The sequence below is a fragment of the Paenibacillus sp. MMS18-CY102 genome (assembly GCF_009789195.1).
Classification (GTDB): Bacteria; Bacillota; Bacilli; order Paenibacillales; family Paenibacillaceae; genus Paenibacillus_T.
Map to the genome: position 1 here is coordinate 65,775 of NZ_WSTC01000021.1, position 26,323 is coordinate 92,097.

Sequence of the window (26,323 nt, forward strand, 5' to 3'; positions counted from 1 at the left end):
GCCAATGTCCGATAAATCCGGCAAAAGGATGAAATATGTGAATCAGCAGCCGACCATTATGAATATGAATGTTCAGTCGATGTACGCAATGATTCGGGATTATACACGCATGCGAACGAAGCTGCGACCGCAGCAGCAGCAGGTGCCAATGGTGCCGATCACGCTAGCGGCAGTCCCGGATGAGCGAGTGACACGCGTCGCGTGGTTTGGCCATTCGGCAAGCCTGCTGGAGATAGAAGGGAAGCGCCTGCTGTTAGACCCTATGCTGGGCGCGGCATCATCGCCTTTTCCACTGTTTAATAGCAAGCGGTACAGCGGCGGGCTGCCGGTGAAGCCGGAAGCGATTGGGCAGGTGGATGCGATCTTTCTATCGCATAACCATTTTGACCATATGGACCGTGGCAGTATTAAGAAGCTGCAGAGCGGTGTCGGCCACTTCCATGTGCCGTCTGGCGTAGGGCGCTACCTGCAGCAGTGGGGCATTGAAGCGAGCCGGATTAGCGAACATGGCTGGTGGGATGAATTCGAGTTCAAAGGCTTGAAGATCGCTTGTGCGCCAGCGCGGCATTTCTCGGGCAGAGGGCTAACGGACCGGGACCGCTCTTTATGGTGCTCATGGGTGTTCAAGGGGAAGGACAGCAGCGTTTTCTTCAGTGGGGATAGCGGCTATGCGCCTCACTTCAAGGAAATCGGCAGCAAATATGGCCCATTCGATCTGACATTGATGGAATGCGGGCAGTATGATGAGCGTTGGTCAGCCATCCATATGATGCCGGAAGAGACGGTCCAGGCGCATCTCGATGTTCGCGGCAGTGTGCTCGTGCCGATTCACTGGGGAGCGTTCACGCTCGCGCTGCATGCTTGGGCGGATCCCGTGGAGCGGGTTATTGCTGCCGCTGCACAGCATGGGGTGACGGTCGCAACGCCCCGCATCGGGGAGTTCGTAGCGGTGGGAGAGGATAAGGCGCAGATTCCGGCTGCTGCCTGGTGGCGGTAACGCACGCATTAGTGTTGCGTGGCAACACGGAGCATAAGAGGATGAAATGGCGAATAAATTGACATGCCCACAGGCATGTCAATTTATTTGCAACCCGCTATATGCTTCGTTGTAAGTCTCGAATGTCTTTCCACGATATAAGCTTAATTCCCTCACGGTTTATCAATTTCTTAATCGTACGATCATTCAGCAGCCGATGCTCCAATTCCCGTTCTTTATAACATCCCGTCATTGCTATTAACTGGCTGGTTATTCTAGACGGATGTATGGTTAACTGGGTTATTCCAGGTTTTATGTGCGTTAAAATCCCAGCCAATTGTTTCTTCATTTTGCTGTATGCAATAACAGGGTTAAAGCAATATGGAAGCGAGACGATATCATCAATTAATAAGATTTTTCTATCGTTTGCCGAATCAATCCTCTTTTGAAACAACCTCAGCTGATCGGTATTAAAAAATGGTTGTTCTAATATCTTGTTAGGCAAATTAAATGGAAGGCGATACTTTTCACATAAGTCAAATGCTATCTCTAAAAAATCGCGGCCCGTAAATAACCCCATGATGCTCCCTGCATGGCTATCAAGATGGGTTGGATCAATTCCTTTTAAGATTGCACGTTGAATCTGGAATTCCATTTCTAGCAGAACATCATCCTCATCCGCATTCCTTTCTAACGAAGCAATATCAGTGTGAAAGTATCCGTCCGCATTGATTAAACTATGTAGTGTTCGTTTATCGTAGACTGGTGCATAAGGATTCAATGCATCACTTGTTAACGTAAGATGAATGCCAATATTTTTAATGCCTCTCTGATTGCTTTTCTCCATTGCTTCATTGGAATCTGGGCAAGGGATCATAATCGATGTAGACGTTATAGCGCGTTCATCAAATAAGTCAATAATGGCATCGTTGGTTCCTTTCGTTATTCCAAAATCATCCGCATTAATAATTAACAATCGGTCATTAGCTGAAAAGCCCAGTTTTTGAATCATAGATTAGATTTGCCTCCTTGTTTTTGTTTGAAAAAAATGACGCTACAAACTGTTTTCAGTTTGTAGCGTCATTTTGCGTATGATGAATTACTCTGTAACGATAATAACCTCAGCGCTCGTCTGCGGTGGCAGCGACGCCGTCATGGCCATGGAATGGTACGCAATAATGCGCATGCCCGGCTTCAATTCCGCATCGCCTGACAGCGCAGGGATGATCGTTGTTTTATCTGAAATGTTCAATACAACATCGTTATTCTTGTCATTGTCGGAGCCGACGTTCACGTACACTTGGTCTGCATTAGCTGGACCGCCTGCTTCGATTGTGCCAATGATTTTCGGCGCTTCTGCTTTCTTCACAACGATTTTGTCCGCATGCGTTTGGGCAGGGTAGATCATCGTCATGGCTGGACCGTAAGTCGCTACAACGCGCGTGTCTGCTTTCAAAGCGTCAGCGGCTAGCGTTGTCCCGTTCTCGTCGACGATTTGCGTCTCTTTATCGATGCTCAGAATGACATAGTTCACGCCGCCTTGTGGAAGGGCATTGCCGATGACGGTGATTTTGCCATCCACTGCATTCGTAATGATGCCGTCCGTGCCTGGCGCTTCTTGAGGAGCAGTTTCTTCTTCCGACATCGTCACCACCACATAGTTAGTCGTGGATTGCGGCGGCAGGCTCATCGTTACGGCAGGTCCGTAGAACGATTTGACCGTCATGCCCACTTGAATGTCGCTTGCTTGGATAGCTTGTCCGTTCTCATTGAGCAATTGTGCCTTAGGCGCAATATGCAGGATGATCGTGTCTTCCAGCCCGGAGTATAGGTTCGTGCCCTGTACGGTGAGGCTAGTGCCATTCACTTCCGTTACTTTGCCAGTAATGGCTGTGAATGTGTAGTCCTGTACGACGAGCGTCAGCGCGGTGCCGCGAGCTGGGAGGCTTCTCGTAATGTTCGGGCCATAAAAGGCTTTGACTGCCCGTTGCTCATCAATCACTTTCTTAAGCGGTACGGTGCGCCCTTTGCTGTCTATGATACGCGTTTCCTTCGTGATCGCAAGCACGATTTCGCTTTGGTCCACCGCAGCGAGGCCGTGGCCTGTTACCGTAACGAATTTGCCAGATTTATCGTTCGTAAAGTTCGTAATGAGGCCCACGGTGGCAGGCTTAACGATAGCTTGGTTTTGAATATTGCCTTGTCCGGCATGAATAGGAGCAGGCGGCACGTCCTGTGGCTGTGCGAACGCTGCGATTGGTGAAAGGCTCATGGCAAGAATAGACGCGGTTGCGATTGCTTTATACATTTTGTTCATCTGTCAATCCTCCAGTTGTTGGCGTGTCTTTCATAGCTCTAGACGCGATAGGTTGAAAAATGTTGCATGTAGAATAACAAAAAACCGGATGCCTCGCGGCGTGCTCCGGTTTTTCGCTTGATCTGGCCAGCTAAACTAGCGATGCCTAGCTATGATTCTTCTGCTAATAATCATCTCGGCTACGAATAGGTTCGGCACCCAGCATAGCCATGCGATGACAGTGAAGGTGTCGTCCGTATCGTCTAATCCGAACAATGCCCCAGCCAATGCGGTATAAATGCGAAGCGTGATTGCTGCGCAGGTTAGCGCGTAGTTGCGGGTCATCCAGTTGCCATGAGCGATTGGCTGGCGGTCGGCGATGATGCTTTTTAGCGCCCGGTACAAGGTGTACAGCCACATGAGCGACAAAGCGCTAAAGCCGATATGGCCGCTTAGCCCGCCATCTGAATAAAAGGCGAGATAAAGCCCAGTAAAGCTAGCAATGATAAGCATGACGCTATAGGCATAGCCGATGATGCGGTGAAACTGGGGCAACCGTTGCCGGATTCGTTTTACGAACTGGAGCCAGCCGATGCCAATCGCGACCCCGGCGGATACGGCGTGCGCCCAGAGGACGCTGTACCAGAGGCTTGGCATAGATCCCTTCTCCATAGAAAACGGCTGTTCCTTCACGCCATCAGGCGAACCATAGAACGCGAGCGCGTATAACCCGACCACCACCGCCAATACGGCCAAAATGCCAAATCCCCAAGCGCGCCCCCGGCTTCCTTGTTTGTTCATACCTTAACCTCCTATAGTCCATGTGATACATAAGCAGCACGAATAAGTAACTAAACTTTACCACCGCCAAGGAACGCCAAAAAGCGGCTTACGGCGGAGTGGCAGCTACGCCGGAAGACGGGGGAAGGCTGGACTCTTCAGTCGCAACAACGAGGATGCTAGCTTGCTAGTGTGCGGGGATACAACACGAAGAGGGTATCCCAGCGCCTTCATGGCAGGCATAGGGATACCCTCTGAGCGTTGCATTCTTGTTATTGATAGGAAGGGGCAAGCGCCGCTGCGCCTAAGCCTGTCGGGAGCGTACTGGACTTGGACAAATAGACTTTGTCCACCTTGGCGCCATCTTCGCGCACTTTAATGTACAGCGTATGCGCGCCAGCTGGGATAGAGATCGTGCCGCTCGTTTTTTTCCAAGCCCACGTGTTGTTCGAAGTCGTCGTCACTTGCGTGTCAGTGCCGCTGTCGATCGCGACATAGAAACTATCCGAGCTGCCGTCTGGGCCATTGCCGAGCAGATGGATGTAGAAGCTGCCGCCGTTCGTTACTTGCAGGTTGTAGGCGATCAGGTTCGTCGATGCATTGCCTGAACCGTTCGCTGTCTCCATGTTCTGGCTATTCGAGCACGCCGCACAAGCCGCTAGGGCAAATGTGCCGTTCTTTGACGTGTACGTTTCGGCTTCGAGGTAAGCGCCAGTATTGCCATCTACATTGTAAAATAGCGTGCCGCCCGTGCCCGCAGCCAGCGTCGTTACGTTAACCGCACTGCTTGCCGCTGATACGTTGCCCGCAGCGTCTTTGGCTTTGACGGTATACGAATAACTTGTTGAAGCTGTTAGCCCTGTATTGCCGAAGGAATTCGTCGTAGACGTGCCCGCAAGCGTGCCATCGCGGTAGATTTCATAGCCTACAACGCCTACATTGTCTGTAGCCGCTGTCCAAGACAGATTCACTTGCGTACTGGAAGATGCGGTTGCCGTTACATTCGCAGGCACGGAAGGCGCTACCGTGTCCGGCGTAGGCGCATAGCGCTCAATAATTTGGCTTGTTCGCAGGACGTCTTGCTCCACGAGCCAGCCTTTGCTGCGCAGCAGGTTGATCAATGCCGTCCGCTCCGATGAAGCTTCGGAGAAGCTATCGGTCTTGAACGAAGCCTCGACCCAATATTCATTGCCTGTTCCGGCTGTATTAATGACGGTCCATACTTCTACGTCGAGATCCAGATCGTCGAACGTGCCTTCATACCGATTGAAGCTAACCGGGCCGTAGATAACCGAGCTGTTTAATTGCGTCGTGCCCCAGCCGGTGCTTGTCCAGTTTTTGAATTTTGTCGGCGCATTCGAGTTCGATACCGTACGGGAGGTCGCCTCTGATGGCATATTCAAGCCGCTGCCGCTGGAGCCGGAGATTGTAATGTCTTTCTCGTAAGCGATGCTAAGCGTTTGCTTGGAATAGCCCCAGTCAACTTGGAAATCGAATCCGGATGCGGAATCGAGGCCTTCGCCGGCTGCTTGCGTCAATGCGGCGTTAATGTCGCCATTTTGGACATCGTACCGTTTCTTGAATTGGATTTCATGCGTGCTCTGGTCGTCGCGCTTGCGAATGCGGTCGCTCCAGTCTTGCCCTTGAAGGCTTTGGGTGGCAGTATCCATATATTGTACTTTGTATTTTTTCGTCGAGGTGCCGGTCGAGAATTCGCTGCGAACGGCGCTTACGAGATTATGGCTGGAGTCGAGCACGAGCGAGGGGTCGAGATTTAGTTTGACCTCATAGTTTGGGGTTCCATTAGCGGCAAAAGCAGGCTTCGGCACAAGAAGCGGGCTTGCCAGCAGCATGGCAGCGACCGTGCCAGCCATTGCGGCTTTCCACAAAGAGCGGGCTGGCGATAGTTGTTGTGCGTACATTACATTCATCCTTCCATATGGTGGAGTATCGTTCGGACAAATCATACGGGCGATTTGTTAATGGAATGTACGCGTTTTGTGGAGTTATGATGAAGTCGCCCTATGCCCGTCCCCTATAGCGTTGCCCCGGCGTTATCCACCGTACATGTGCACATTTTGGCAGAGGGTAGGCAACTAAACAGTCTATCCGCATTGGACCTCATATGATGGCAGTGAATTAGGGAGGTGACTGGTGATGGGTAGATGTAAAGTACACAAGGCGAATCGCCACAAGCTAAAACGGAAAAAAATATGCCGTGTTCCACGTAAACGCTGCTGTCGAAAGCCCGTTATTAGGGCCAGGTCATGCGTGCGCATTGCGATTACAAGGCGGGAAGCGCAGCGCCTGCGGCGTTTGCTTCAGCTCATAAATACGCTCATCCCTCTTGTGCTGACGGATCGGGATCCAGAGGCGGTGCAGAAGTTGCGCCGTGCGTTATCTAACTTGAATGCGCTCCTCCATAAGCTGTGCCCGAACGTTTCTGAGCGGTCGATCCGGCGCGCAGAACTCGAACTATTGCTAGCCCAACTGCTTCTTAGCCCGATGATTACGATCTCCCTTGCTGTCACGTTGAAAGTTTTCATGTTTAACGTGCAATCCATTAATGTGCGTCTGGAAGTGAATCAGGAGATCCTCAATCAGATTCTCCAATTCGTGCAGCAAATTGACAACAGTCTCAATACAATTATCAATGGGGGGTTGGTCGGTCCGCCGGGACCTCCGGGACCTCCAGGCGCGACCGGTCCGACAGGGCCACAAGGGCCGCCGATTACTGTCGGCTGTAATGCAGTAGCGCTTGGCGCCTGCTCTTTCGCCGAAGGGCGGAATACGCTGACGACGGTCATCGCCGAGGCTTCACATGCCGAAGGGGAAGGGACGATTGCCAACGGTCATGGTGCCCATGCTGAGGGCGGCATGACACAGGCGAATGCTGAGTTTGCCCATTCCGAGGGAAACAGCACGATGGCGAACGGCGTTAATTCGCATGCTGAGGGCAATGTGACGGTAACGTTGGGAGCCAATTCCCATGCGGAAGGCGATGGCACATTAGCCAGCGGCCCTAATTCACATGCCGAAGGCAGCGGGACGGTAGCTTCCGGTGCGAATGCGCATGCTGAGGGCGCTGGCACGGATGCGACAGGCGACAATTCGCATGCGGAAGGCAGTAACACGACAGCGAGTGCCACTAACGCGCACGCGGAGGGCGATAGCACGACCGCGAGCGGCACGGGCTCGCATGCCGAGGGTGCAGGGACGCGTGCGATAGGCAATAATTCGCATGCTGAGGGTGCGGGCACTACGGCGCAGGGGGATAACTCGCATGCCGAAGGCGGCGGTGCGACCGCGAATGGAGCGAATTCGCATGCCGAAGGCACGGGCACGACGGCTAATGGGGCGAATTCGCATGCGGAAGGCGGAGGCACGACGGCTGCTGGCACGAATTCACATGCCGAAGGCGTCAACACGGCAGCGAATGGCAACAACTCGCATGCCGAAGGCGATACGACGACGGCTGGCGGAACTAGTGCGCATGCGGAGGGCAGCGGCACGTCGGCCGGCGGCAGCAGCGCCCATGCCGAAGGCTCCGGCACAAACGCAAGCGGCAGCAACGCCCACGCTGAAGGGGCTGGCACGCAAGCGACGGGCAACAACTCGCATGCGGAAGGCGGCGGTGCGCAGGCGACGGGACCGCAAGCGCATGCCGAAGGGTTCAATACGTTAGCATCGCTCGACAATTCGCATGCGGAAGGTGCGTTTACGCAAGCGACTAACATATCCGCCCATGCCGAAGGGGAAGGAACAATAGCAAGTGGTGAACGCACCCATGCGGAAGGGTTAGGGGCAAGAGCGATTGGCAATATCTCGCATGCGGAAGGCTTGAATACGCAATCTGTCGGAATGATCTCCCATGCGGAGGGCGAAGGAACGATTGCTAATGGCATTCGCGCCCATGCCGAAGGGCTGGGAACACAAGCGAACGGTGCCCAATCCCATGCCGAAGGCAATAGCACGGTAGCCGGTGGTGACGCTGCCCATGCTGAGGGGCTTCTTACACAGGCTACTGGAGGTTCATCGCATGCGGAGGGTGAGTCGACGATTGCGTTGGCTGCACGGGCCCATGCTGAGGGATTGAGCACGCAAGCAAACGGGATCAACTCACATGCCGAAGGTGCCAACACGATTGCGAGCGGAATTAATGCCCATTCTCAAGGGGACACGACGACGGCAAGTGGCAATAACTCCCACGCAGCAGGCAGCAATACCGTCGCCGATGCATTGAACTCATTCGCCGGCGGCTCGAATACGAATACCGGCGGGCTCACTGGCGCTTATATTATGGGGGAGAATGGGACGGCGCGCTTCGCGAATTCCTTCCATGTCGCCAATGGATTGGCGATTGGGCCGACGCTTAACTCTGTTATATTAGACGGTCCGGGCGGCAACCTTTACTTGGACGGAGCGGTACTTAGCCCTGCGGCTGCGGACTATGCGGAGATGTTCGAGACGGCGGATGGGCAGCCGATTGATGCGGGGTATTTTGTAACCTTGAGTGGGGAACGAATTACACGGGCAGCTGCGGCAGACTCTTATATTCTTGGCGTTACGAGCGCTACGCCTGCTTTCGTGGCAGATTCCAGCGATTTGCGCTGGCAGGGCCTTTTTCTAAAGGATGAGTACGGGCGCCTGTTGAAGGATGAGCAGGGTGAACGGATTTTGAATCCGGATTACGATCCTGATCAGGTATACGTTCCCCGAAGGGAACGGCAGGAGTGGGTCGCAGTAGGCATGCTCGGCAAGCTGATTGTGCGCGATGACGGGACCTGTGTCGTAAATGGCTATTGCAAGCCGAATGATGCGGGAATCGCAACGGCATCGGCAAGCGGTTATCGGGTCATGAAGCGAATAAGCGACGGGCTTGTGAGGATTTTGTTTAAATAATGGCTGCTAATCGAAAAAAACGAGCAATGGACAGCGATTGAATCGCCATTCATTGCTCGTTATTTGTTTGTAAGTGCTTAGTAGTTGGAGAGGAAGCTATTCGAGCCAAGCATCATCTAGCTGTACCATGACCGGACAATGGTCGCTGCCGAGAATGGCGGAGTCGATGCGGGCATCGGCTACATGAGGCGCGAGCCTTGCGGATGCTAGGAAGTAGTCGATTCGCCAGCCAATGTTGCGTTCACGCACCTTTGGCATGAATGACCACCAGCTGAATGCATCGTCCTGCTCAGGGTGCAGGTGCCGGAACGTGTCGATAAAGCCTGCCGCGAGCAGATCAGTCATTTTGCCGCGCTCCTCGGTGGTGAAGCCGGAGTTGCCGTGATTGGATTTTGCATTCTTCAAATCGATTTCTTGATGGGCTACGTTCAAGTCCCCGCACACAATGACGGGTTTCTTCGCATCGAGCGCCTGTAGATAGGTGCGGAAACGGTCTTCCCACTCCAGCCGATAGCCAAGACGGGACAAGTCGCGCTTCGCGTTAGGCGTATAGACGTTTACGAGATAGAATCGGTCAAATTCGAGCGTCAATATGCGCCCCTCATCCTCAGAATCCTCCTCAATGCCGTAACGGACAGACAGCGGTTCGGCCTTGGTGAAGACGGCGGTACCGGAGTAGCCTTTCTTCAATGCGTAGTTCCAATATTGCGAATAACGGCCTTCTAGCGGCAATTCAATTTGGCCTGCTTGCAGCTTCGTCTCCTGTAAACAGAAGATGTCGGCGTCACTGTCGTTAAAGTAGTCCATAAAGCCTTTGGTTACGCAGGCGCGCAATCCGTTTACATTCCATGAAATGAGCTTCATTGTGAGTCTCCTTCTATTAGCTATGCTTGCGATAGATTTAGTTGACTCTAGTGTAGCATAAGTGGGCGAATGCCGCGGCGATTTGGGGTGGACATGCATGTGAAAAGCACCGTGAAAGCAGTGGGGAGAGTCTAGGTACTTAGGACTAGTCGAAAAGGAGGGATTTTTCGTCATATGTCGAATTTATCCTTACCAAATAATTGATACTCGACAACCGGGAGAGGAACTAGACGATGATTACATGGATTCGCGCGCGGCTGACGGCCCGCATTCTGTTAGGGGTAGCAGCTGTCATTGCACTAACGGTGGCGGGCAATGTCCTGCTGCAGGTTCATAATACGGGAACAGCGGTAGAAGATGCGGTCAGTTCTTATAATATGAGTATTGCGGAGAACTACGCTAAGCAACTGGATGCCATCAAATACGCGTCGTTCTTGGCTGAGCCGACAGAAACGGATCTGTATTGGTCACTTCGCCAAGAACTGGACCGGTTTCGGGTATCGATTGGCGCACGGTACGTTTATTTTGTTCAATTTAATGAGAAGCAAGAGCCGCTCCTTATGATCGATGGGCGCCCAAAGGGTGATCCGTTAGCCTCGCCTATTAATGAATCAACGGATATGCCGCCTAGTGCGGTGAAGCTGGTTATGGAAGGAACGCGCGCAAGCTCGGCGCTGATCGAGAACGAGCAATACGGCAATTACATATCAGCTTATGTGCCTATCAAGATGCCTGATGGCAAAATAATCGGAGCGTTAGGAATCGATACGGATGCAGCAGTGCTGGAGGGATTGGCGAGCCAGGTAACGCGTGAGAGCATCCCGGTATATATTGGGATGCTAGCGGTGGCGCTCATTGCAATTAGCTTCATGACATGGTTTGTTGCGATTGCACTGCGTCCGCTACGTACGGTAACGGCGAGCGCCGAGCGAATGGCGGCAGGAGAGCTGGGGGAAGCCAATCAGCTGTTGCTGGCGAGCCCTGTAAAGTCGCGTGATGAGATTGGCAAAACTTATCGTGCCATGCTAACTATGTCAGCGAACCTGAATGATCGGATTGGCGGTATCGTATCTCGCATGTCAACGACATCGGAGGGGCTCATCGACTCGTCAAGGACATTTGCAGTAACAGCGGAAGAGATGCTTGGCATGGGCGAGACGGTGAATGGCTCGGTAAGCCGCATACTGGCAGGGGCGCAGGTGCAGCGGCAGAGTGCGCAGGATAACACAGTTGCGATGGAGGAGATGGCGCAAGGCATTCTCCGCATTGCAGAATCTTCAGGCGCAGTGTCGGCAGCGGCGCAGGATGCGCTTGGGATGGCACAATCCGGCAGAGGGACAATTCATTCGATGGCTTCACAAATGCAGGGCATTTCGGCTTCAGCGGAGGAGACGAAGCAGATTGCAATTCAGTTGGAGAGCAGCGGCAGGCAGATGACGGAGGCGCTGGCTAATATTCAAGATTTTGCAACGCAGACAAAACTGTTAGCCTTGAACGCGTCTATTGAGGCAGCCCGGGCGGGGGAGCATGGGCGCGGTTTCTCCGTGGTGGCATCGGAGGTGAGAAAGCTCGCAGAAAACTCGGCGTCGGCGGTTGTGCATGTGGCTGAACTGCTTGGCAGCATTGGGCGCGAAGCAAGTGCGATTCGGGCGCATATGGAAGCAGCAACGGGCGAGATCGAGGAGGGGGCGCGATTGTCGCTGCAGGCGGAGCAATCATTTGATCATACGGTGGAAGCCTTCCGGCTTGTGACTGGCCAGATTCTTGAGGTATCGTCTACAGTTGAGCAGCTGTCGGCAGGCTCGCAAGAAGTAGCCGCAACAGTTGGCAACATGGCTGACATTGCAGGAGGCGTTTCGGAACAGACCCATCAGATTGAGCAGTTGACGAGCCAGCAGCTTCAGTTAATTAGGCAGCTGCATGAAGCGTCACAGGAGCTCAATGGCAGGGCATCCGAGATGGGTGAAGCACTGAGGCAGGTTAATGTGTAAGAGAAGCGGTTAACAATATCGGCCCTTTATGCAAAGGGTCCTTTTTCACTTGCTGGCACAGCGTTTGAATTCGGCAATAGGAAGCTATATACTGTCCGGTAGAGTAGGAAGCGGGACTTTCACGCGAGGGGCGGGAACGTAATGGGTGAGCAGGATGGCCGGAAGATTCGCGTTATTATTACGGGCGTTACGGGCATGGTCGGCGAGGGCGTTCTAGAGGAGTGCCTTCATCATCCGGCTGTGGAGCGGGTGCTCATATTGGGAAGGAAGCCGTACGGCAGGCAGCATCCGAAGCTGCATGAGATTATTCATTCGGATTTCCATGACCTTGCGCCAATTGAGGCGCAGCTGTCCGGGTACAATGCGTGCTTTTTTTGCCTAGGCATATCCTCAGTTGGGATGTCGGAAGCAGATTATACGAAGGTTACGTATAACCTCACCATGCATGTTGCAGAAACGTTAGCGCGGTTGAATCCCGATATGGTTTTGGCCTATGTAACGGGTTCGGGGACAGATAGCACAGAGCAAGGGCGTTCGATGTGGGCGCGTGTAAAAGGAAAAACAGAAAACGAGCTGCTGCGGCTGCCATTCAAGGCAGCGTACATGTTCCGCCCAGGCTATCTTCATCCGACTAAGGGGCTTCGCAATGCCCACCGGTATTACCGGTATCTCTCATGGCTGTATCCTCTTGCAAAGCTTTTCTTCCCTAAGCAGATGCTAACGCTCCGGGAGCTCGGCGTTGCAATGATTCATGCGGCTACAAACGGCTATGACCGTCCGATTCTTGAGACGAAGGATATTAATCGGCTGGCTAGCGGGCACCGCACAAGGGATTAGTTAGTTGCCACAGATAAGCTGAAGAAACAGCCTCCAATGCCACTTGAGCCGTGGTTTTGGAGGCTGTTTTTTAACTGCGGGCAGGATGGGGTTACCAACATTATAACTTGGAGACTAGTTCGATAGATTCATTTTATTTCTAAAATTTTTCTAAATTCGGTAGAAACATAGAATTTTATTGCATTCCGTTGGTTGAAACCACATATTTTAAGAAAAATATAGGTTATTCATTATAGGCGGAGTGGTATAATGTTCCTACCAACCTACACCGAATAATAAAGGAGATTGCTAGAGTGAAGAAAGTTACACTGCTTGTATGCATTATTTTCATGTTACTTCCATCTATGGCCTTTGCAGGGACTGTATCAACTGAAGTTTACCTGGATAATGTCAAACTCAAATTTTCCAATAGCGTTATAGAGGAAAATGGCACGACACTTGTCCCGTTCCGTAATTTGTTCGAGGCTATGGGGGCGAGCATTACCTTTGATCCGAAGACAAGCACGGTTAAGGCGGTTAAAGGCAGCAACACAGTCCAGCTCGTGATTGGCCAGACAGTAGCGTTCAAGAACGGCCAGCCGATTAAGCTGAACGTGGCACCCAAGTCTGTGAAGAATGTAACCTATGTACCGCTTCGCTTCGTAAGCCAATCGTTCGATTACGGGCTAAGCCTTCAAGGCAAGAAAATTTATATTACGTCACCGAAAGTGACGACGCCAGTCGTAACGCCAACGACACCGACAGATCCGGCGGCGACGACTAATCCAACAACGACTAATCCATCCACAACTAATCCTTCGACAACGGCGGGCAACTTGACGGTCGAAGAGATTGGGAAACTATCGAACCGGGTTGTCTACATTGAAGTATCGGACAGCAAGGATAAAGTATTTGCAAGCGGCAGCGGAGTCATGATCGGCTCCAGCGGCGAAATTATTACGAATTACCATGTTATTGACGGTGCGGCTAGCGCCAAAATTTATACCGAAGATAAGAAGACGTATAAGACGACAACGATTTTGGCAAAAGACGAGAAGCGGGACCTCGCGCTGCTCAAAATCGATGCAACAGGCCTTCCAACGGTTACAATCGGCGATTCTACGCAGCTTAAGCTTGGTGAATCGGTCGTAGCGATCGGATCGCCGCTTGGCTTTACGAACTCGCTAACAGCAGGCTTGGTAAGCTCGCCAAACCGCGTTGTGGATGGACTGAATTTTGTACAGATTTCGACCCCGATCGACCATGGCAGCAGCGGCGGCGCATTGTTCAATATGAAAGGTGAGCTAGTCGGCATTACGTCCGCGAAGATTGAGAGCTCGGCTAACATCAACCTGGCGATTCCGTCTGCCGACGTTAAGACGTTCCTGAATTTGCCGAGAACGAATACGACGATGACAGGGACGCAGCCGACGAAACCTACGACACCATCTGTTCCGCAAGGATCGCAGATGACGGAAGAACAGCTTGAAGATTATTTGAATGAGAATTACAGCAAGATGTCATACGGAGAAAATGATAAAATTATAGTTGAGATGGAATGGGTCGCGGTGCTGGACGATGATGGCGACTTCACTCTCGGTGGCATCATGACGAATGCTGACCAGTGGATCAAACTAATGGCTGAGCAGGAGGCTGATGAGGACGTTCTTCCTTCGCTTATTTATCACATTGCGCAGGAACTGCATGACGACAAGCAGTTGTCGGATTTGTTCTTTACGCTCTTCCTGGATGTGTATGTATCGAAGTACCCTTCGGCTTTCCCTGCCGAGGCTATTGAGCAAGATGGCAGCGGTTATCACGTCTTCTACTGCTTCGTGGCAGGAGGCGTTGATTTCGAGGAAGGATATATGTACTATACGCTTGACCCGTACGATAAGAGCGGGGATTCGTACCAGAAAGTCAAAGTTAAATAGTTTGCGTTAACGAAACCAAAAGCCGGACGCCCCGATTGGGACATGTCCGGCTTTTGTGCTGTTTGCTTATAGGGAAGCTTATGAGAGCGCGTTTTAGGGCGTTTGGAGATTGCTGCTAACGTAGGCGAGAGCGGTTTGCATTTTGTCGATATAAGCAGGCTCGTTGCCCGTACACATAAATTCGACATGGCCGTGCCCGCGGCCTTCGATGCCGAATCGGTTCAACAGGGCGGAGAGGCGCCTCACGGTGCCGGCGTTGCCATCAACGATCTGGATATGCGGCGGGAGCATAGCGCGCAGGATGTTCGTATAGAACGGGTAATGCGTGCATCCCAGCACAAAAATGCCGTATTCGTCGAGATTGTAAGGCGCAAGCTGGGTGCGGAAATATTCTTCCATCACCTGTGGGTCGAATTGCAGGCTCTCGCAATAGCGGACGAGACCCGGCAGAGGGAGGGAGTCTACGATGCCACCTTCATCGACGCGTGAGATGAGTGCGTAATATTTGGGCAGCTGCAGCGTTAACTGCGTTGCCATTACGAGCACGCGCTTGCCCGTCGCACGGTTCATCTCAACGGCGGGTTTCACGGCAGGCTCCATGCCGACGATTGGCAAGGAATACTTGGCGCGCAAATCCTCGACGGCGATGCTGGTAGCCGTATTGCAGGCGATCACAAGCGCGTCGATGCCGTGGCTCATCATTCGTTCGACTGCTTCGAACACATAGCCCTGTACTTCTTCCTTGGTTTTGGTGCCGTAAGGGACGTGCAGCGTATCTGCCATATATAAATAATCTTGCGCGGGTAGCCGCCGAAGCGACTCGGCAAGCACGGATAGCCCGCCGATTCCCGAATCGAAGAATCCAATAGTCATGTGGGATCGATTCCTATCGTATGTAGTCTAAAGCTCTATTCAGCATAACGCGATAGATGCCCCAAGGGCAAGGCTTAATAATGTGAACTGGCAGCCAGCCCAAAGAGATGATTGCTGTGTGAAGCAGTAGCCATCTACTAAGGCTGGCTTCATATTACTCCTTGCCGTGGCGGATGAACAACCATACGCCGAATAAGATGAATAGCCCTGCAGCCAGTTGATACGCCGTTAACGATTCTTTTAACAGCAGCCATGCTAGCACGGAAGCGATGACTGGCTCGCCCAGGACTGACATGGATACAGCGGCTGCATTCATATACTTGAGCAGCCAGTTGAACAAATAATGGCCGAACAGCGTAGGCACGATTGCAAGCAGCAGGAAGTTGCCCCACTCGGAGGCGCTATAGCCGCCGAATGGATTGCCTTTTGCTACGTTATAGATGGCAAGTGAAGATGCGGCGAAGAAAAATACCGAGAAGTTGTAGACGAATGCGCTCATATCCTTGCGCAGATGTTTGCCGAACATCATATGCACGGCAACGGCAAGTGCACCAAGCAACGACAGGACATCCCCGATTAAGGCATCCCCCGACACGCGGAGGTCGCTGGAGCCGATGACGATCGAACCGAACATGGCAATGCTGATGCCCCATACCATCATCCGATTCACTTTGGCCTTGAACAGGAGGAAGGAGCCGATCATCACGAACACAGGCTCTAGCGTAAGGATGACGGTTGAACTGGCGACGGTCGTCAGCCGAAGGGAAGCCATCCATAATAGAAAGTGCAGGGCAAGCATAATGCCAGACAGCGCTAGCCTTCGCCAATGGCGGGCTGTGAGCCCCTTCCACTCATGGCGGTAACGCCATACGAGCGGCAACATGAGCAGATTCGTCAGATAGAGCCGATACATCGCAATAACCGCAACGTCGGCATGCGACCAGCGGACGAAGATCGACGAGAAGGAGATGGCGATAATCCCGATGATATAGAACAGCTCATAGGGTAGTTTATTGGTGCGGTTCATAGCAGATTGAATCTCCCATACGTTATGAAATAAAGGTATACGAAAGTAATACTACTATAGATGGGATGGGGAAATACAATCCAGTTGTTGCTAAGCGGGAAGGAACGCTCAGCCGCCGAGCTTCGCGTGAACAGCGGTGCATCGCAAGCCATGCGCAATCCAGGGAAGCATCGGCGGCTGGTGACCGATCACATGGGATGTGATTGTATTTTGTGCAATGGCATCAGGGTACTGGTGCGCTAAGAACGGGTCCCATTGCAGATCGTGCAATGAAATGGCATGTTCAGTTGTAAAACAAAGGGGTAAGAACGCATGGATGCGTTTGCCATTGCACCAAATACAATGTCACGTTTGAATCGGGGCAGAAGCCTATCAACCATTGCACAAACTGCAATGATACCTCGACAATGGTGGGGCGGTTGGTCAAGCTCGATTAAAGCAGAAGCTCCCTAGGTTCAGCTTTCAATGCATAGGCACGAACTTTTCTGCCACGGTCTTCAATGGGGGATAGCAACCCTTTGTCGGTCAACGACCGCAACCAGTTGCGGGCAGTACGAAAATTGACATCAAATCGTTCGATTACATCCTGAGGCCGAATCGGCCGAGCAAGGACCCATGCCAGACGAAGGATATCCTTCTCAACCATTGACTGAAGACCAGATTGGCGCGCTTCGCAGCAAGTAGGACCGATCGCCAGCTGAAGGAGCATGCGGCACACCTCTGGACGATTTTGAATATCATCGAATGAAAAATGAAGCATCTTCCACCCCATCCCCGTTAGAAAAGTGTCCCGGTTCAACGAATAGCTGAACTTCTCGCGATCCATATCTTTCACATGGCTCTGAAACCCGTCGCATTCGATGCCGAATTTGCCGTAAGTGGGCAAGAAAGCAAAGTCAAGAAACCGGGATTTGCGATTCCAATCATAAATTTCATACTCCGGATGCAGATGCTCCAGCGTACCGAAGAGCGGCCACCAAACTTGCTGGAGCAGCAGCTTCTCTGCGAATTGGTGCCCACGGACGAGCCGACCGCGGCGTTCCCCTGTTCTGCATGCCGTGTGGTGCTCGATAAACACCTCATATGCTTGTTCGAAACCCACTATAAACCTCCTTGTTGTCAAAAAAAGAACGCCCTTGCGCCAAGGAGGCTCAAGGACGTTCTTCGTCTGCAAGTAGTATAGCATCAGTCGGTCGGGTAGACCACTAGTTTGTTCGTAAGAGAAGAGCTCATTGCAATTTGTACAATGAGAAGGTGCTCATATCGGCTTAGCCCGCGTTCCCATTGCGTTTTGTGCAATCAGAAACACTGATTTGCAGGCAGGGGAGCGTGATTAGCGGCTATGGAGCATTTGCCATTGTACAAACTTCAATGGCGGCTTATCTTGCGAAGCAGTCAGCCGAAACCATTGTATGAAATGCAATGGCAGCGGCGGCGTTCCTCCGCTGCCGAAACATAGTTTTTTATACTACGCCTTGCGCGATCATTGCGTCGGCTACTTTGACGAAGCCAGCGATATTAGCGCCTACAACGAGGTTGCCTGGGTAGCCGTATTTCTCGGCTGCCTCTACGCTGTTGCGGTAGATGTTGCGCATGATTTGGTGCAGCTTCGCGTCAACTTCTTCGAACGTCCACGACAAGCGCATGCTGTTTTGGGACATTTCCAGCGAGGAAACGGCTACGCCGCCGGCATTCGCTGCTTTTGCTGGCCCGAACAGAACGCCGTTGTTCAAGAAGACGTCGATTGCTGCAAGCGTCGATGGCATGTTTGCGCCTTCGCCTACGGCTTTCACGCCGTTTTTCACGAGCAATGCTGCTGCCTGCTCATCGATTTCGTTTTGCGTAGCACATGGAAGCGCGATGTCGCAAGGAATCGTCCAGATGCCTTCGCAGCCTTCTGTGTATACAGCCGAAGGGCGCGATTTTACATACTCGCTAATCCGTTTGCGCTCAACTTCTTTGATTTGTTTTACGAGTGCGAGATCGATGCCTTCTGGATCATAAATGTAACCGTTGGAATCGCTGCACGCAACGATCTTAGCGCCGAGCTGCTGCGCTTTGTCGATTGCATACGTGGAGACGTTGCCGGATCCCGATACGACAACCGTGCTGCCTTCGAAGCTCAAGCCTTGGGCTTGCAGCATTTCGTTGACGAAGTAAACGCAGCCGTATCCCGTTGCTTCGGTACGTCCGAGGCTTCCCCCGTAGAGCAATCCTTTGCCCGTCAGAACGCCAGCTTCATTGCCGCTTCTGATGCGTTTGTATTGGCCGAACATGTAGCCGATTTCGCGCGCGCCTACGCCGATGTCGCCTGCTGGCACGTCGATATCAGGGCCGATGTACCGGTACAGCTCAGTCATGAAGCTTTGCGTGAAGCGCATGATCTCGTTGTCGGACTTGCCTTTCGGATCGAAGTCGGAACCGCCTTTGCCGCCGCCAATCGGTTGGCCTGTCAGCGAGTTTTTGAAAATTTGCTCAAAGCCGAGGAACTTGATGATGCTCGCGTTTACGGAAGGGTGGAAGCGTAGGCCGCCTTTATATGGACCAAGCGCGCTGTTGAATTGAACGCGGAAGCCGCGGTTCACTTGTGGTTTGCCATTGTCGTCCAGCCAAGGGACACGGAAGGAGACGACACGCTCAGGTTCAGTGATTCTCTCCAGAATGCTGTGTTGGATATAGTGTGGATTTGCTTCAATTACAGGAATGAGGGAATCGAGAATTTCTTTTACTGCTTGGAAAAATTCGCTCTCGCCTTGGTTGCGGTTGATGACCGTTTCATAGACAGATTGCACGTATTCTTTCGCTGTTTGTTGCGTTTGGTTCTCCAAAACATTGACCACGTGAATAACGCTCCTTTGTGAACGACGAGAGAGGCTATAATCTTGTCGTTTGCATAATTTGAATAATCGTTTATACTTTTTGTATTGTTAGTTACAAATTTTAAATCAATTGAATGATGAATCTCCAATTAAAAATATTTTCATAGCTGATTAAAAATTGCTATGTTCTCGTCCCACTAAGCTTCGCGGCAACGAAAAAAGCCCCGCCATCCGCAGATGGCAGAGCTTTGAATAAAGCTGCTGTGATGAAAAATGACAGGTTACAGAAGCTCGCGGCGGAGCTCTTCACCTGATTTAGGCGACAAGTAAGCGAACGGAATATCGAATACCGTCTTCGCGCCAGCTTGGCCTTCTTGGCTCAGGCGGTTAGCCGCTCTTGCATATGCAACGAGCACGCTAGCCGTGAATTCTGGATTGCTCTCCAGCTTCAGGCCAAACTCGATGATTTGTTTCGTGCTCTCGCCCGTAATGCCGCTCCGAATAACGAAGCCGCCATGCGGCATGCCTTGGTGCTCAGCAGCTAACTGCTCTTCTGTGATGAACTCTACCGTCGTGTCGTAATCGGAGAAGTAGTTCGGCATCGAGATGATCGTCTCACGAATAACTTCTTGATCCGCGTCGTCTTCTGCAACAACGAAGCACTGGCGCAAATGTTTCTCGCGCGTCGCAAGCTCAGGCGTCTCGCCTGCGCGAATGCGGTCGATAACCGATTCGACCGGAACGGTATATTGTACGCCGGCTTTCACGCCTGGCACGCGGCGAATCGCATCCGAGTGGCCTTGGCTGACGCCTTTGCCCCAGAACGTGTAATCCGTGCCTTGTGGCAGGATAGATTGCGCCAGCAGGCGGTTCAGGGAGAAGAGGCCTGGATCCCAGCCAGTCGAAATAACGCTAAGGTTGCCGCCTTGTTTGGCTGCAGCGTTAACTGTGTTGAAAAACTCAGGAATTTTGGCATGCGTATCGAAGCTGTCTACTGTGTTGAACATGCTAGCGATGACAGGCGTTTGCTCTGGCAGATCCGTCGCCGAACCGCCGCATAGAATCATAACATCAATGCTGCCTTTGTACTGCTCAGCAGCTGAAATATGCTCGAATTTAACGCCGCCCGAAGCGAGCTGCTCCGGCTGGCGGCGCGTGAATACCGCGACAAGCTCCATGTCCGGATTTTGTGCGATCGCCTTCTCGACCCCTTTGCCAAGATTGCCGTAGCCGACGATACCGATTTTGATTTTCCCCATTGATGAAATCCTCCTAAAGCATGATATTACATTATTTTAATTTCACTTACATGTTAATGCAAATTAATAATTAAATTATACAAATTACGACGATTAGATTCGACTTATGAGCCGTTCAAAATATTGCTGAATCTAGCATGCCCTTCGGTGTTGCACCCTATGACAAGCCCCTGGTCCAGCGTTATAATGAAGTAACATTAGAGTGGAACGAATGGCCAATTGGCTGCATCAACATGGATGAAAAACAGGGGGAGGGCGTGCCGAAGGTGCTAGATCGCTTGCGCAAAGGCTATGGGCGGAAACTCGTGTCGCTGCATGCTTGGAATGGGTGGATTGTTGCCGTGCTTGCAGTGACGGGGCTTGTGCTGCTAGGAGGGTTCTGGCGAGGCATCCTTGGCGAAGGGCGTGTATGGATCAAATGGATTCACATCGCCGTCGGCCTCGGGTCTCTCATGCCTGTGCTGTATTATTTGCTGCTAGCCTCTAAACATTGGAAGCAGTTGAAAGGAAAGCCGTGGCAGCGTGCCAATGTGTTAGTTGTTCTAGTGCTGCTGCTCGGGTGGCTGGGCTCAGGTGTGCTGCTCTGGCAATTTAAGGCGGTCGGGCCGGCGTGGTCTAATCCAGCGTTAGCCGTTCACGATTTGTTCACATGGGTCGGATTGCCGCTTATTATTTATCATTCCATTACGAGAACGCAGTGGCTGAAGGAGCCGCACCGCCGCACGATTCGTACGGGCAATGAGGCGTCCGTGCGCACAGATGCAGGGCTGCATCCAGCAGCAATGGCGCAGCCGCTGTATTCCCGGCGATCGTTTATTCGCGGTGCGATCGGCGTTGGATTAGCGGTTACACTAGGGCCGTCCTTCCTGCGTTGGCTCGGAGGTGCGCTTGGTGGCGCTTTTGGAGGTGCGATAGGCGGTGGTGGCTCCATGGAGCAACTATTGGCGAACGACTCCAATCGGATGGTTCCGGCACCTACGCCCCTCGCTGCTTCGGCGGCTCCTATTGGCGGAGGGGCGACTGGCCATTTTCGCGTCTATACCGTTACGCCGATTCCGAGCTTTGACAACAACAATTGGTCATTCACGATTGATGGGCTAGTGGATCGGAAGCTGAGCTGGAATTGGGAGCAATTCGTTAAGCTGAAGCGCCAAGTGCAGGTTAGCGACTTTCATTGCGTAACGGGCTGGTCGGTGTATAACAACACGTGGGAGGGCATTTCGCTCAAAACGTTATTAGCGGAGGCAGGCGTGCAGGCAGGGGCGAGAACGGTGAAATTTTATTCCGGCGATGGTGTCTATACCGATACGTTGACGTTGGAGCAAGCCATGGTGCAGATGGGCGACGTGATGGTCGCTGTCATGCATGATGGCAAGCCCATTCCAAGCGATCTGGGCGGTCCGGTTCGCCTGATTGTGCCGAAGATGTACGCCTACAAGTCTGTCAAATGGCTCAATCGCATTGAGCTTATCGAAGATGAGCATGTTGGGTATTGGGAGCAGCGCGGGTATGATAACGATGCTTGGGTATAGCATGGCACAAAAAAGACGTGCGGGTTCGCGCGTCTTTTTTCGTGCGTTTCATAAGGGATAGTTATTTTTATGCACACTATTGTATATTTATACAATAAACCGTATACTGATTCATCATATCCACTCAAAAGGAGGCGTACTAAGCATGTCGAAGACTACTATTCTATTCACCGCCCATCGGCCGGAGGCTGTTATGGAACGAGGCGAAGGGATGTATCTGTGGGATACGGAAGGGCACGAATACCTCGATTTTATTGGCGGCTGGGCCGTTAATTCGCTGGGCCATTGTCCTGCGGCGATCCAGCAAGCGCTGGCTGAACAATCCGCGAAGCTCGTGTGCGCCAGCCCTGGCTTCTATAATAAGCCGATGCTGGAATTTGCGGAGCAATTGACGGCGTTGTCCTGCTTTGACCGCGTGTTTTTCGGAAGTACAGGGGCTGAGGCGAATGAAAGTGCGATTAAGCTTGCGCGTAAGTACGGCGCCATCCATCGGAATGGCGCATACGAGATTATTACGGCTCTGGGAGGGTTCCATGGGCGGACGCTTGCGACGATGTCGGCGACTGGCAAACCGCAATGGGAACCGCTTTTTGCACCCAAAATTCCAGGCTTCGTGCATGTCCCATTCAACGATATTGACGCTATGCGGCAAGCGGTTAGCGAGCGAACCTGCGCCATCATGCTGGAGCCGGTTCAGGGGGAGGGCGGCGTAAACGTTGCAGATCCCGCCTACGTGGCTGCGCTCCGCGAGCTGTGCGATGAGCAGGGAATTTTGTTGATTTTTGATGAAATTCAGACGGGCCTTGGGCGGACGGGCAAGCTGTTTGCGTACGAGCACTACGGCGTAGAGCCCGACATTATGACGCTAGGCAAAGGGATCGGCGGTGGCTTTCCGCTATCGGCTATGTTGGCGAAAGAGCAATACAATCTCTTCGAAGCAGGGGAACAAGGAGGGACCTACACCGGACAGCCGCTCGCTATGGCGGTAGGCAAAGCCGTCGTCAGCGAAATTGTTAGCAGGGACTTGTCGAGCCATGCCGATAGGATGGGGGGGTACCTTAAGGAGAAGCTGCAAGCTTGGCAAGAGCGGTTTGGGATCTGTCGCATTCGGGGCTTGGGCCTTCTCATCGCGTTTGATTTGCCAACGCCTTCTGGCAAGGCGATGGCAGAAGCTTGCATGAAGCACGGGCTGCTTATTAACTCGCCAAGCCCAACCGTGATTCGAATCATTCCGCCGCTTATCGTAACGCAAGAGGACATCGATCGGATGCTTGTTGTGTTAGAACAGGTGTTTCAACAGAGCAAGCAAGGGCAGGCTCTATAAACCTCAGGTTGAGAAGGCTTTGGACCTGGCGGCTCGAATGGAAAATGATGTTGGATCATGGTACAGTAACGGTATTGTTATATACCAGTAGATCCGATGCAAGCATTGGACAAGAAGGAGCGAGCCAGGCATGGAGCATCGGTATGCACGCGAATCTAAGTGCTACAAAACATCTAGGGTATTCCCAACGGATGTTAATAATCACAACACGCTGTTCGGCGGCAAGCTTATGGCTTACGTCGACGACATTGCCTCTATCGCAGCGAGCAAACATTGCCGCCGCTCGGTCGTTACCGCCTCAACGGATTCGGTAGACTTCCTGCACCCTATCCGGCCGTCAGATTCGGTCTGTATGGAATCGTACGTCACGTGGACGGGCAACTCCTCGATGGAGGTTTTCGTGAAAATCATTAAAGAAGACCTTCTTACTGGTGAGCGGACGATTGCTGCAACATCGTTTCTTACCTTCGTTGCACTCGACGAGAACCGGAAGCCAGTGGCGGTCCCGGATGTCATCCCAGAAACCGAGGAGGAAATCAAACTCCACGAGACGGCTCCCCATCGCGCTGAGATGCGCCGGATGCGGCGGCAGGAAAGCAAGAAATTCGCAGGCTTCTTGACCGTTAAGCAGCCTTGGGATTGAGTTTGGAACAATCGAAATAGATGGAGGCGACTGACCTGTGGCAGCAGCACAATCCCGCATTATTCACTCAGTTATTTTCAACTTGAAACATGCATTAGGATCGGAAGAAGCGCGCCGTTTTCTGGAGGATGGCCAGCGCATTCTAAGTGCAATTCCAGTTGTTGAGGAGTTCGTTGTTAACCTTCAGGTAAGCCCGAAAAATGACTATCAATACGGCTTTTCGATGGCTTTCGCTAGCCAAGCTGAGTATGACGCTTATAATGAGCATCCGCTGCATGAATCGTTCGTACGGGAGCGCTGGGAGACTGAGGTTGAACGTTTCTTGGAAATTGATTATGTGCAATGGAAGCAGGCATAAACGGCGAGAGCGCATGCGTCGGACCATTCACATCAGTTTTATTGGAGGGCATCGGAACACCGTGTTGCGCGGAGTTCTGATGCTCTTTCTTTGTTAGAGGGTGTACCTTTCGAATGGCGGCGAGCCTCATGCAGGAATAGGAAGCGTTATCATCGAATTGGTAACGAGGGGATCCGGATATAGCAACTAACTACCGGCCCAACCAAAGGAGGCGGCATCAACGTGAGTGAGCAGTCGCAAGTCCAGGCGACCGGCATTGCCAGTGAAGTTATCACTGTGCAGCTAGATGAAATGAAATTCATCGGCATACCGGTCATCGTACCGTTCAAAGACGGGGATTACAGTACGATCGGCAAGACGAAGCAGCTGTTCATGGAACGAATGGATGAAATTGAAGGCGTTATCAACCCCAGTATTCTGTGGGCGCCTTGGTATGCCAATGACATTATGTTCACGTATGTCTACTCCGTGCAGGTTGCAAGCTTAGACAACGTGCCCGAAGGCATGATCGGCTTCACTCAGCCGGCCGCCCGATACGCAACTACTCATTACGAGGGACCATTGCCGTGGGAACCAGACCCTTATGAAAGGCTGCAAGCCTATCGGCAACGGGAAAAGCTGGAGTTGGCGAAGGGCTTGATGGTGCTGGAGAAATTTGAATTCGACCGCGAGGACGACCCGGACGGTTTGCTGTATATTGATGTGTTTGGACCGATTCAGGGTTAAATTGGCGTTTGCCATTCATGCGTTCATATGGGAATGCAAGTTGTACAAAGTGCGATGGCGTGGCGGTGCGATAGGTTGCGTGAGGCTATGCCGAAAAACAAAAGCCCCTCATCGAACTAGTTGTCGATGAGGGGCTTTGCCTTGCTTTATCTAGTCAAACTATGAAGGACTCCTAATGGGAGGAATTAGCGTCTTTCATAGCCGGATTAGCGAGTGGAAACTCATATTCAGATTCTTTGAGATCTTCCATAGGGTGCTTGAACAAAAATGCGCTGCGCTGTTCGGTTGCGGCAGGGGCTTCAACAATGATTGCTTCAGCACGCGGCTGCAGCATGCTGGCAATCCGGCTGCCTTGCGAACGTGCCAGAACAGCTAGCAGTGGTCCACCGATTAGGATGAATACAGCGCCAAGGCCTGTGGCAACGTAAGCGCGTTGTAAGCCAGTCAATGCTGGCATGAGTACGTCGAATACGACATCATCTTGGAAGCTTGGAATGCCATAGCGTTCGAGGATGAGGTAGACTGCTGGCGAGAATAGCATGGCTGTACCGCAGATCGGGAACACAACGGCAGCTGTGAACTGGCCGATTGCGGCAGGAAGCTTGCCTAGCCAGTAGCCGAGCGGAACGTAAGGGGCAGTTGTTGTAAGCAGCTCGCGGTACGTGAACGGGCCGAAAGCGTGTTGGCTTGGCACGGCATTTGCCGCTTTAGCCGGCAATATTCCACGTGTACGGCGAACGTCCTCCATCATGAGGGCGTGGGAGAGGTGGACAGCTAGCTTCAAGAGCGGAAGTCCAATGAGAAGCGGTGTAAGGCCAAAACCGAGTGCGATGAGCGTAACGGATAAAGTGAAGCCGATTATGGATAGGGGCAAGGTAACGAGCAGCATGTATATGGCCTGTATCATATACCGGCCTAGGGCGCCGGATTGGGCAACTGCGGGTTGGGGCTGCGAATTGGGATTAAGCATGCCTTCAGACTCCTTCTATATTGGAATTGGTGCTTCGATATTCCCAGTATAGAGGGAGATAGGTAAAGCGCACACCGCCCGCCGGACGGCAGCAGTCCCCTACTTTAGTCGGGCACGCGCAGCGACTATAGCAGTAATAGCGTGTAGTCCTGTAGCAGAGAGAAACCGCAAGAAGGGGAGTGAAGGGACCTTCTTGCGGCTTGGGCAGGTTACTGTCGTAATGTCGTAAAAGG

Annotated in this window: 21 protein-coding genes; 10 read left to right on the top strand and 11 right to left on the bottom strand. The window is 52.3% G+C overall.

The features are described 5' to 3' along the window. Window positions 1–4: 4 nt before the first annotated feature. Window positions 5–997, top strand: a complete 993-nt coding sequence (locus GON22_RS16525) for an MBL fold metallo-hydrolase (RefSeq protein ID WP_160397206.1) — start codon at window positions 5–7, stop codon at window positions 995–997. Window positions 998–1,094: 97 nt separating this feature from the next. On the opposite strand, the gene GON22_RS16530 is transcribed toward GON22_RS16525, so the two are convergent. From GON22_RS16530 to GON22_RS16545, 4 genes are all read right to left on the bottom strand, one after another. Then, entirely contained in the window at window positions 1,095–1,988 is an 894-nt protein-coding gene (locus tag GON22_RS16530) for a polysaccharide deacetylase family protein (protein WP_160397207.1), read from the bottom strand. An 87-nt stretch (window positions 1,989–2,075) separates the two neighbouring features. Then, entirely contained in the window at window positions 2,076–3,293 is a 1,218-nt protein-coding gene (locus GON22_RS16535; protein ID WP_160397208.1) for a peptidase, read from the bottom strand. Between the two features lie 135 nt (window positions 3,294–3,428). Next, a complete protein-coding gene (locus GON22_RS16540) occupies window positions 3,429–4,073 on the bottom strand; it encodes a DUF2306 domain-containing protein (RefSeq protein ID WP_160397209.1) in 645 nt (214 codons plus the stop codon). Window positions 4,074–4,324: 251 nt separating this feature from the next. After that, window positions 4,325–5,974, bottom strand: coding sequence for a fibronectin type III domain-containing protein (locus tag GON22_RS16545; RefSeq protein ID WP_160397210.1), 1,650 nt, complete (start codon window positions 5,972–5,974; stop codon window positions 4,325–4,327). Window positions 5,975–6,323: 349 nt separating this feature from the next. On the opposite strand from GON22_RS16545, the gene GON22_RS16550 reads away from it, so the two are divergent. Beyond that, window positions 6,324–8,954 carry a peptidase G2 autoproteolytic cleavage domain-containing protein gene (locus GON22_RS16550; protein ID WP_336604327.1) on the top strand — a complete coding sequence of 877 codons (2,631 nt, stop codon included), beginning with the start codon at window positions 6,324–6,326 and terminating at the stop codon, window positions 8,952–8,954. A 96-nt stretch (window positions 8,955–9,050) separates the two neighbouring features. Here the strand turns inward: GON22_RS16550 and GON22_RS16555 are convergent, their stop codons facing one another. Further along, window positions 9,051–9,818 carry an exodeoxyribonuclease III gene (locus GON22_RS16555; protein ID WP_160397211.1) on the bottom strand — a complete coding sequence of 256 codons (768 nt, stop codon included), beginning with the start codon at window positions 9,816–9,818 and terminating at the stop codon, window positions 9,051–9,053. 233 nt (window positions 9,819–10,051) lie between these two features. Between GON22_RS16555 and GON22_RS16560 the strand changes: the two genes are divergently transcribed. The 3 genes from GON22_RS16560 (at window position 10,052) to GON22_RS16570 (ending at window position 14,559) form a co-directional block, all read left to right on the top strand. After that, the gene (locus GON22_RS16560) at window positions 10,052–11,809 is read left to right on the top strand and encodes a methyl-accepting chemotaxis protein (RefSeq protein ID WP_160397212.1); all 1,758 of its coding nucleotides are present in this window, start codon (window positions 10,052–10,054) and stop codon (window positions 11,807–11,809) included. A gap of 141 nt (window positions 11,810–11,950) precedes the next feature. Continuing rightward, a complete protein-coding gene (locus tag GON22_RS16565; RefSeq protein WP_160397213.1) occupies window positions 11,951–12,646 on the top strand; it encodes an NAD-dependent epimerase/dehydratase family protein in 696 nt (231 codons plus the stop codon). Between the two features lie 293 nt (window positions 12,647–12,939). Beyond that, window positions 12,940–14,559, top strand: coding sequence for a trypsin-like peptidase domain-containing protein (locus tag GON22_RS16570; protein WP_160397214.1), 1,620 nt, complete (start codon window positions 12,940–12,942; stop codon window positions 14,557–14,559). Window positions 14,560–14,652: 93 nt separating this feature from the next. Here the strand turns inward: GON22_RS16570 and murI are convergent, their stop codons facing one another. The 5 genes from murI to GON22_RS16595 all read right to left on the bottom strand — a co-directional run bounded on the left by murI (window position 14,653) and on the right by GON22_RS16595 (window position 20,537). Further along, entirely contained in the window at window positions 14,653–15,432 is a 780-nt protein-coding gene (murI, locus tag GON22_RS16575; protein WP_160397215.1) for a glutamate racemase, read from the bottom strand. Window positions 15,433–15,586: 154 nt separating this feature from the next. Beyond that, window positions 15,587–16,459, bottom strand: a complete 873-nt coding sequence (locus GON22_RS16580) for a DMT family transporter (RefSeq protein WP_160397216.1) — start codon at window positions 16,457–16,459, stop codon at window positions 15,587–15,589. A 433-nt stretch (window positions 16,460–16,892) separates the two neighbouring features. Next, window positions 16,893–17,561 carry a hypothetical protein gene (locus GON22_RS16585; RefSeq protein WP_160397217.1) on the bottom strand — a complete coding sequence of 223 codons (669 nt, stop codon included), beginning with the start codon at window positions 17,559–17,561 and terminating at the stop codon, window positions 16,893–16,895. A 361-nt stretch (window positions 17,562–17,922) separates the two neighbouring features. Continuing rightward, window positions 17,923–19,299: an NADP-specific glutamate dehydrogenase gene (gene gdhA / locus GON22_RS16590; RefSeq protein WP_160397218.1), complete on the bottom strand. Its 1,377-nt coding sequence runs from the start codon at window positions 19,297–19,299 to the stop codon at window positions 17,923–17,925. Between the two features lie 260 nt (window positions 19,300–19,559). Continuing rightward, on the bottom strand, window positions 19,560–20,537 hold the full coding sequence (locus GON22_RS16595) for a diaminopimelate dehydrogenase (RefSeq protein WP_160397219.1): 978 nt from the start codon (window positions 20,535–20,537) through the stop codon (window positions 19,560–19,562). A gap of 233 nt (window positions 20,538–20,770) precedes the next feature. On the opposite strand from GON22_RS16595, the gene GON22_RS16600 reads away from it, so the two are divergent. The 5 genes from GON22_RS16600 (at window position 20,771) to GON22_RS16620 (ending at window position 25,120) form a co-directional block, all read left to right on the top strand. Continuing rightward, on the top strand, window positions 20,771–22,069 hold the full coding sequence (locus GON22_RS16600) for a molybdopterin-dependent oxidoreductase (protein WP_202113272.1): 1,299 nt from the start codon (window positions 20,771–20,773) through the stop codon (window positions 22,067–22,069). 145 nt (window positions 22,070–22,214) lie between these two features. Next, window positions 22,215–23,393: an aspartate aminotransferase family protein gene (locus tag GON22_RS16605; RefSeq protein ID WP_202113273.1), complete on the top strand. Its 1,179-nt coding sequence runs from the start codon at window positions 22,215–22,217 to the stop codon at window positions 23,391–23,393. A gap of 130 nt (window positions 23,394–23,523) precedes the next feature. After that, window positions 23,524–24,036, top strand: coding sequence for an acyl-CoA thioesterase (locus GON22_RS16610; RefSeq protein WP_160397220.1), 513 nt, complete (start codon window positions 23,524–23,526; stop codon window positions 24,034–24,036). Window positions 24,037–24,073: 37 nt separating this feature from the next. Continuing rightward, window positions 24,074–24,394 carry a Dabb family protein gene (locus tag GON22_RS16615; RefSeq protein ID WP_160397221.1) on the top strand — a complete coding sequence of 107 codons (321 nt, stop codon included), beginning with the start codon at window positions 24,074–24,076 and terminating at the stop codon, window positions 24,392–24,394. A 222-nt stretch (window positions 24,395–24,616) separates the two neighbouring features. Continuing rightward, window positions 24,617–25,120, top strand: coding sequence for an effector binding domain-containing protein (locus GON22_RS16620; RefSeq protein WP_160397222.1), 504 nt, complete (start codon window positions 24,617–24,619; stop codon window positions 25,118–25,120). Between the two features lie 172 nt (window positions 25,121–25,292). Here the strand turns inward: GON22_RS16620 and GON22_RS16625 are convergent, their stop codons facing one another. Next, entirely contained in the window at window positions 25,293–26,090 is a 798-nt protein-coding gene (locus tag GON22_RS16625; protein ID WP_160397223.1) for a sensor domain-containing protein, read from the bottom strand. Window positions 26,091–26,323 lie beyond the last annotated feature (233 nt).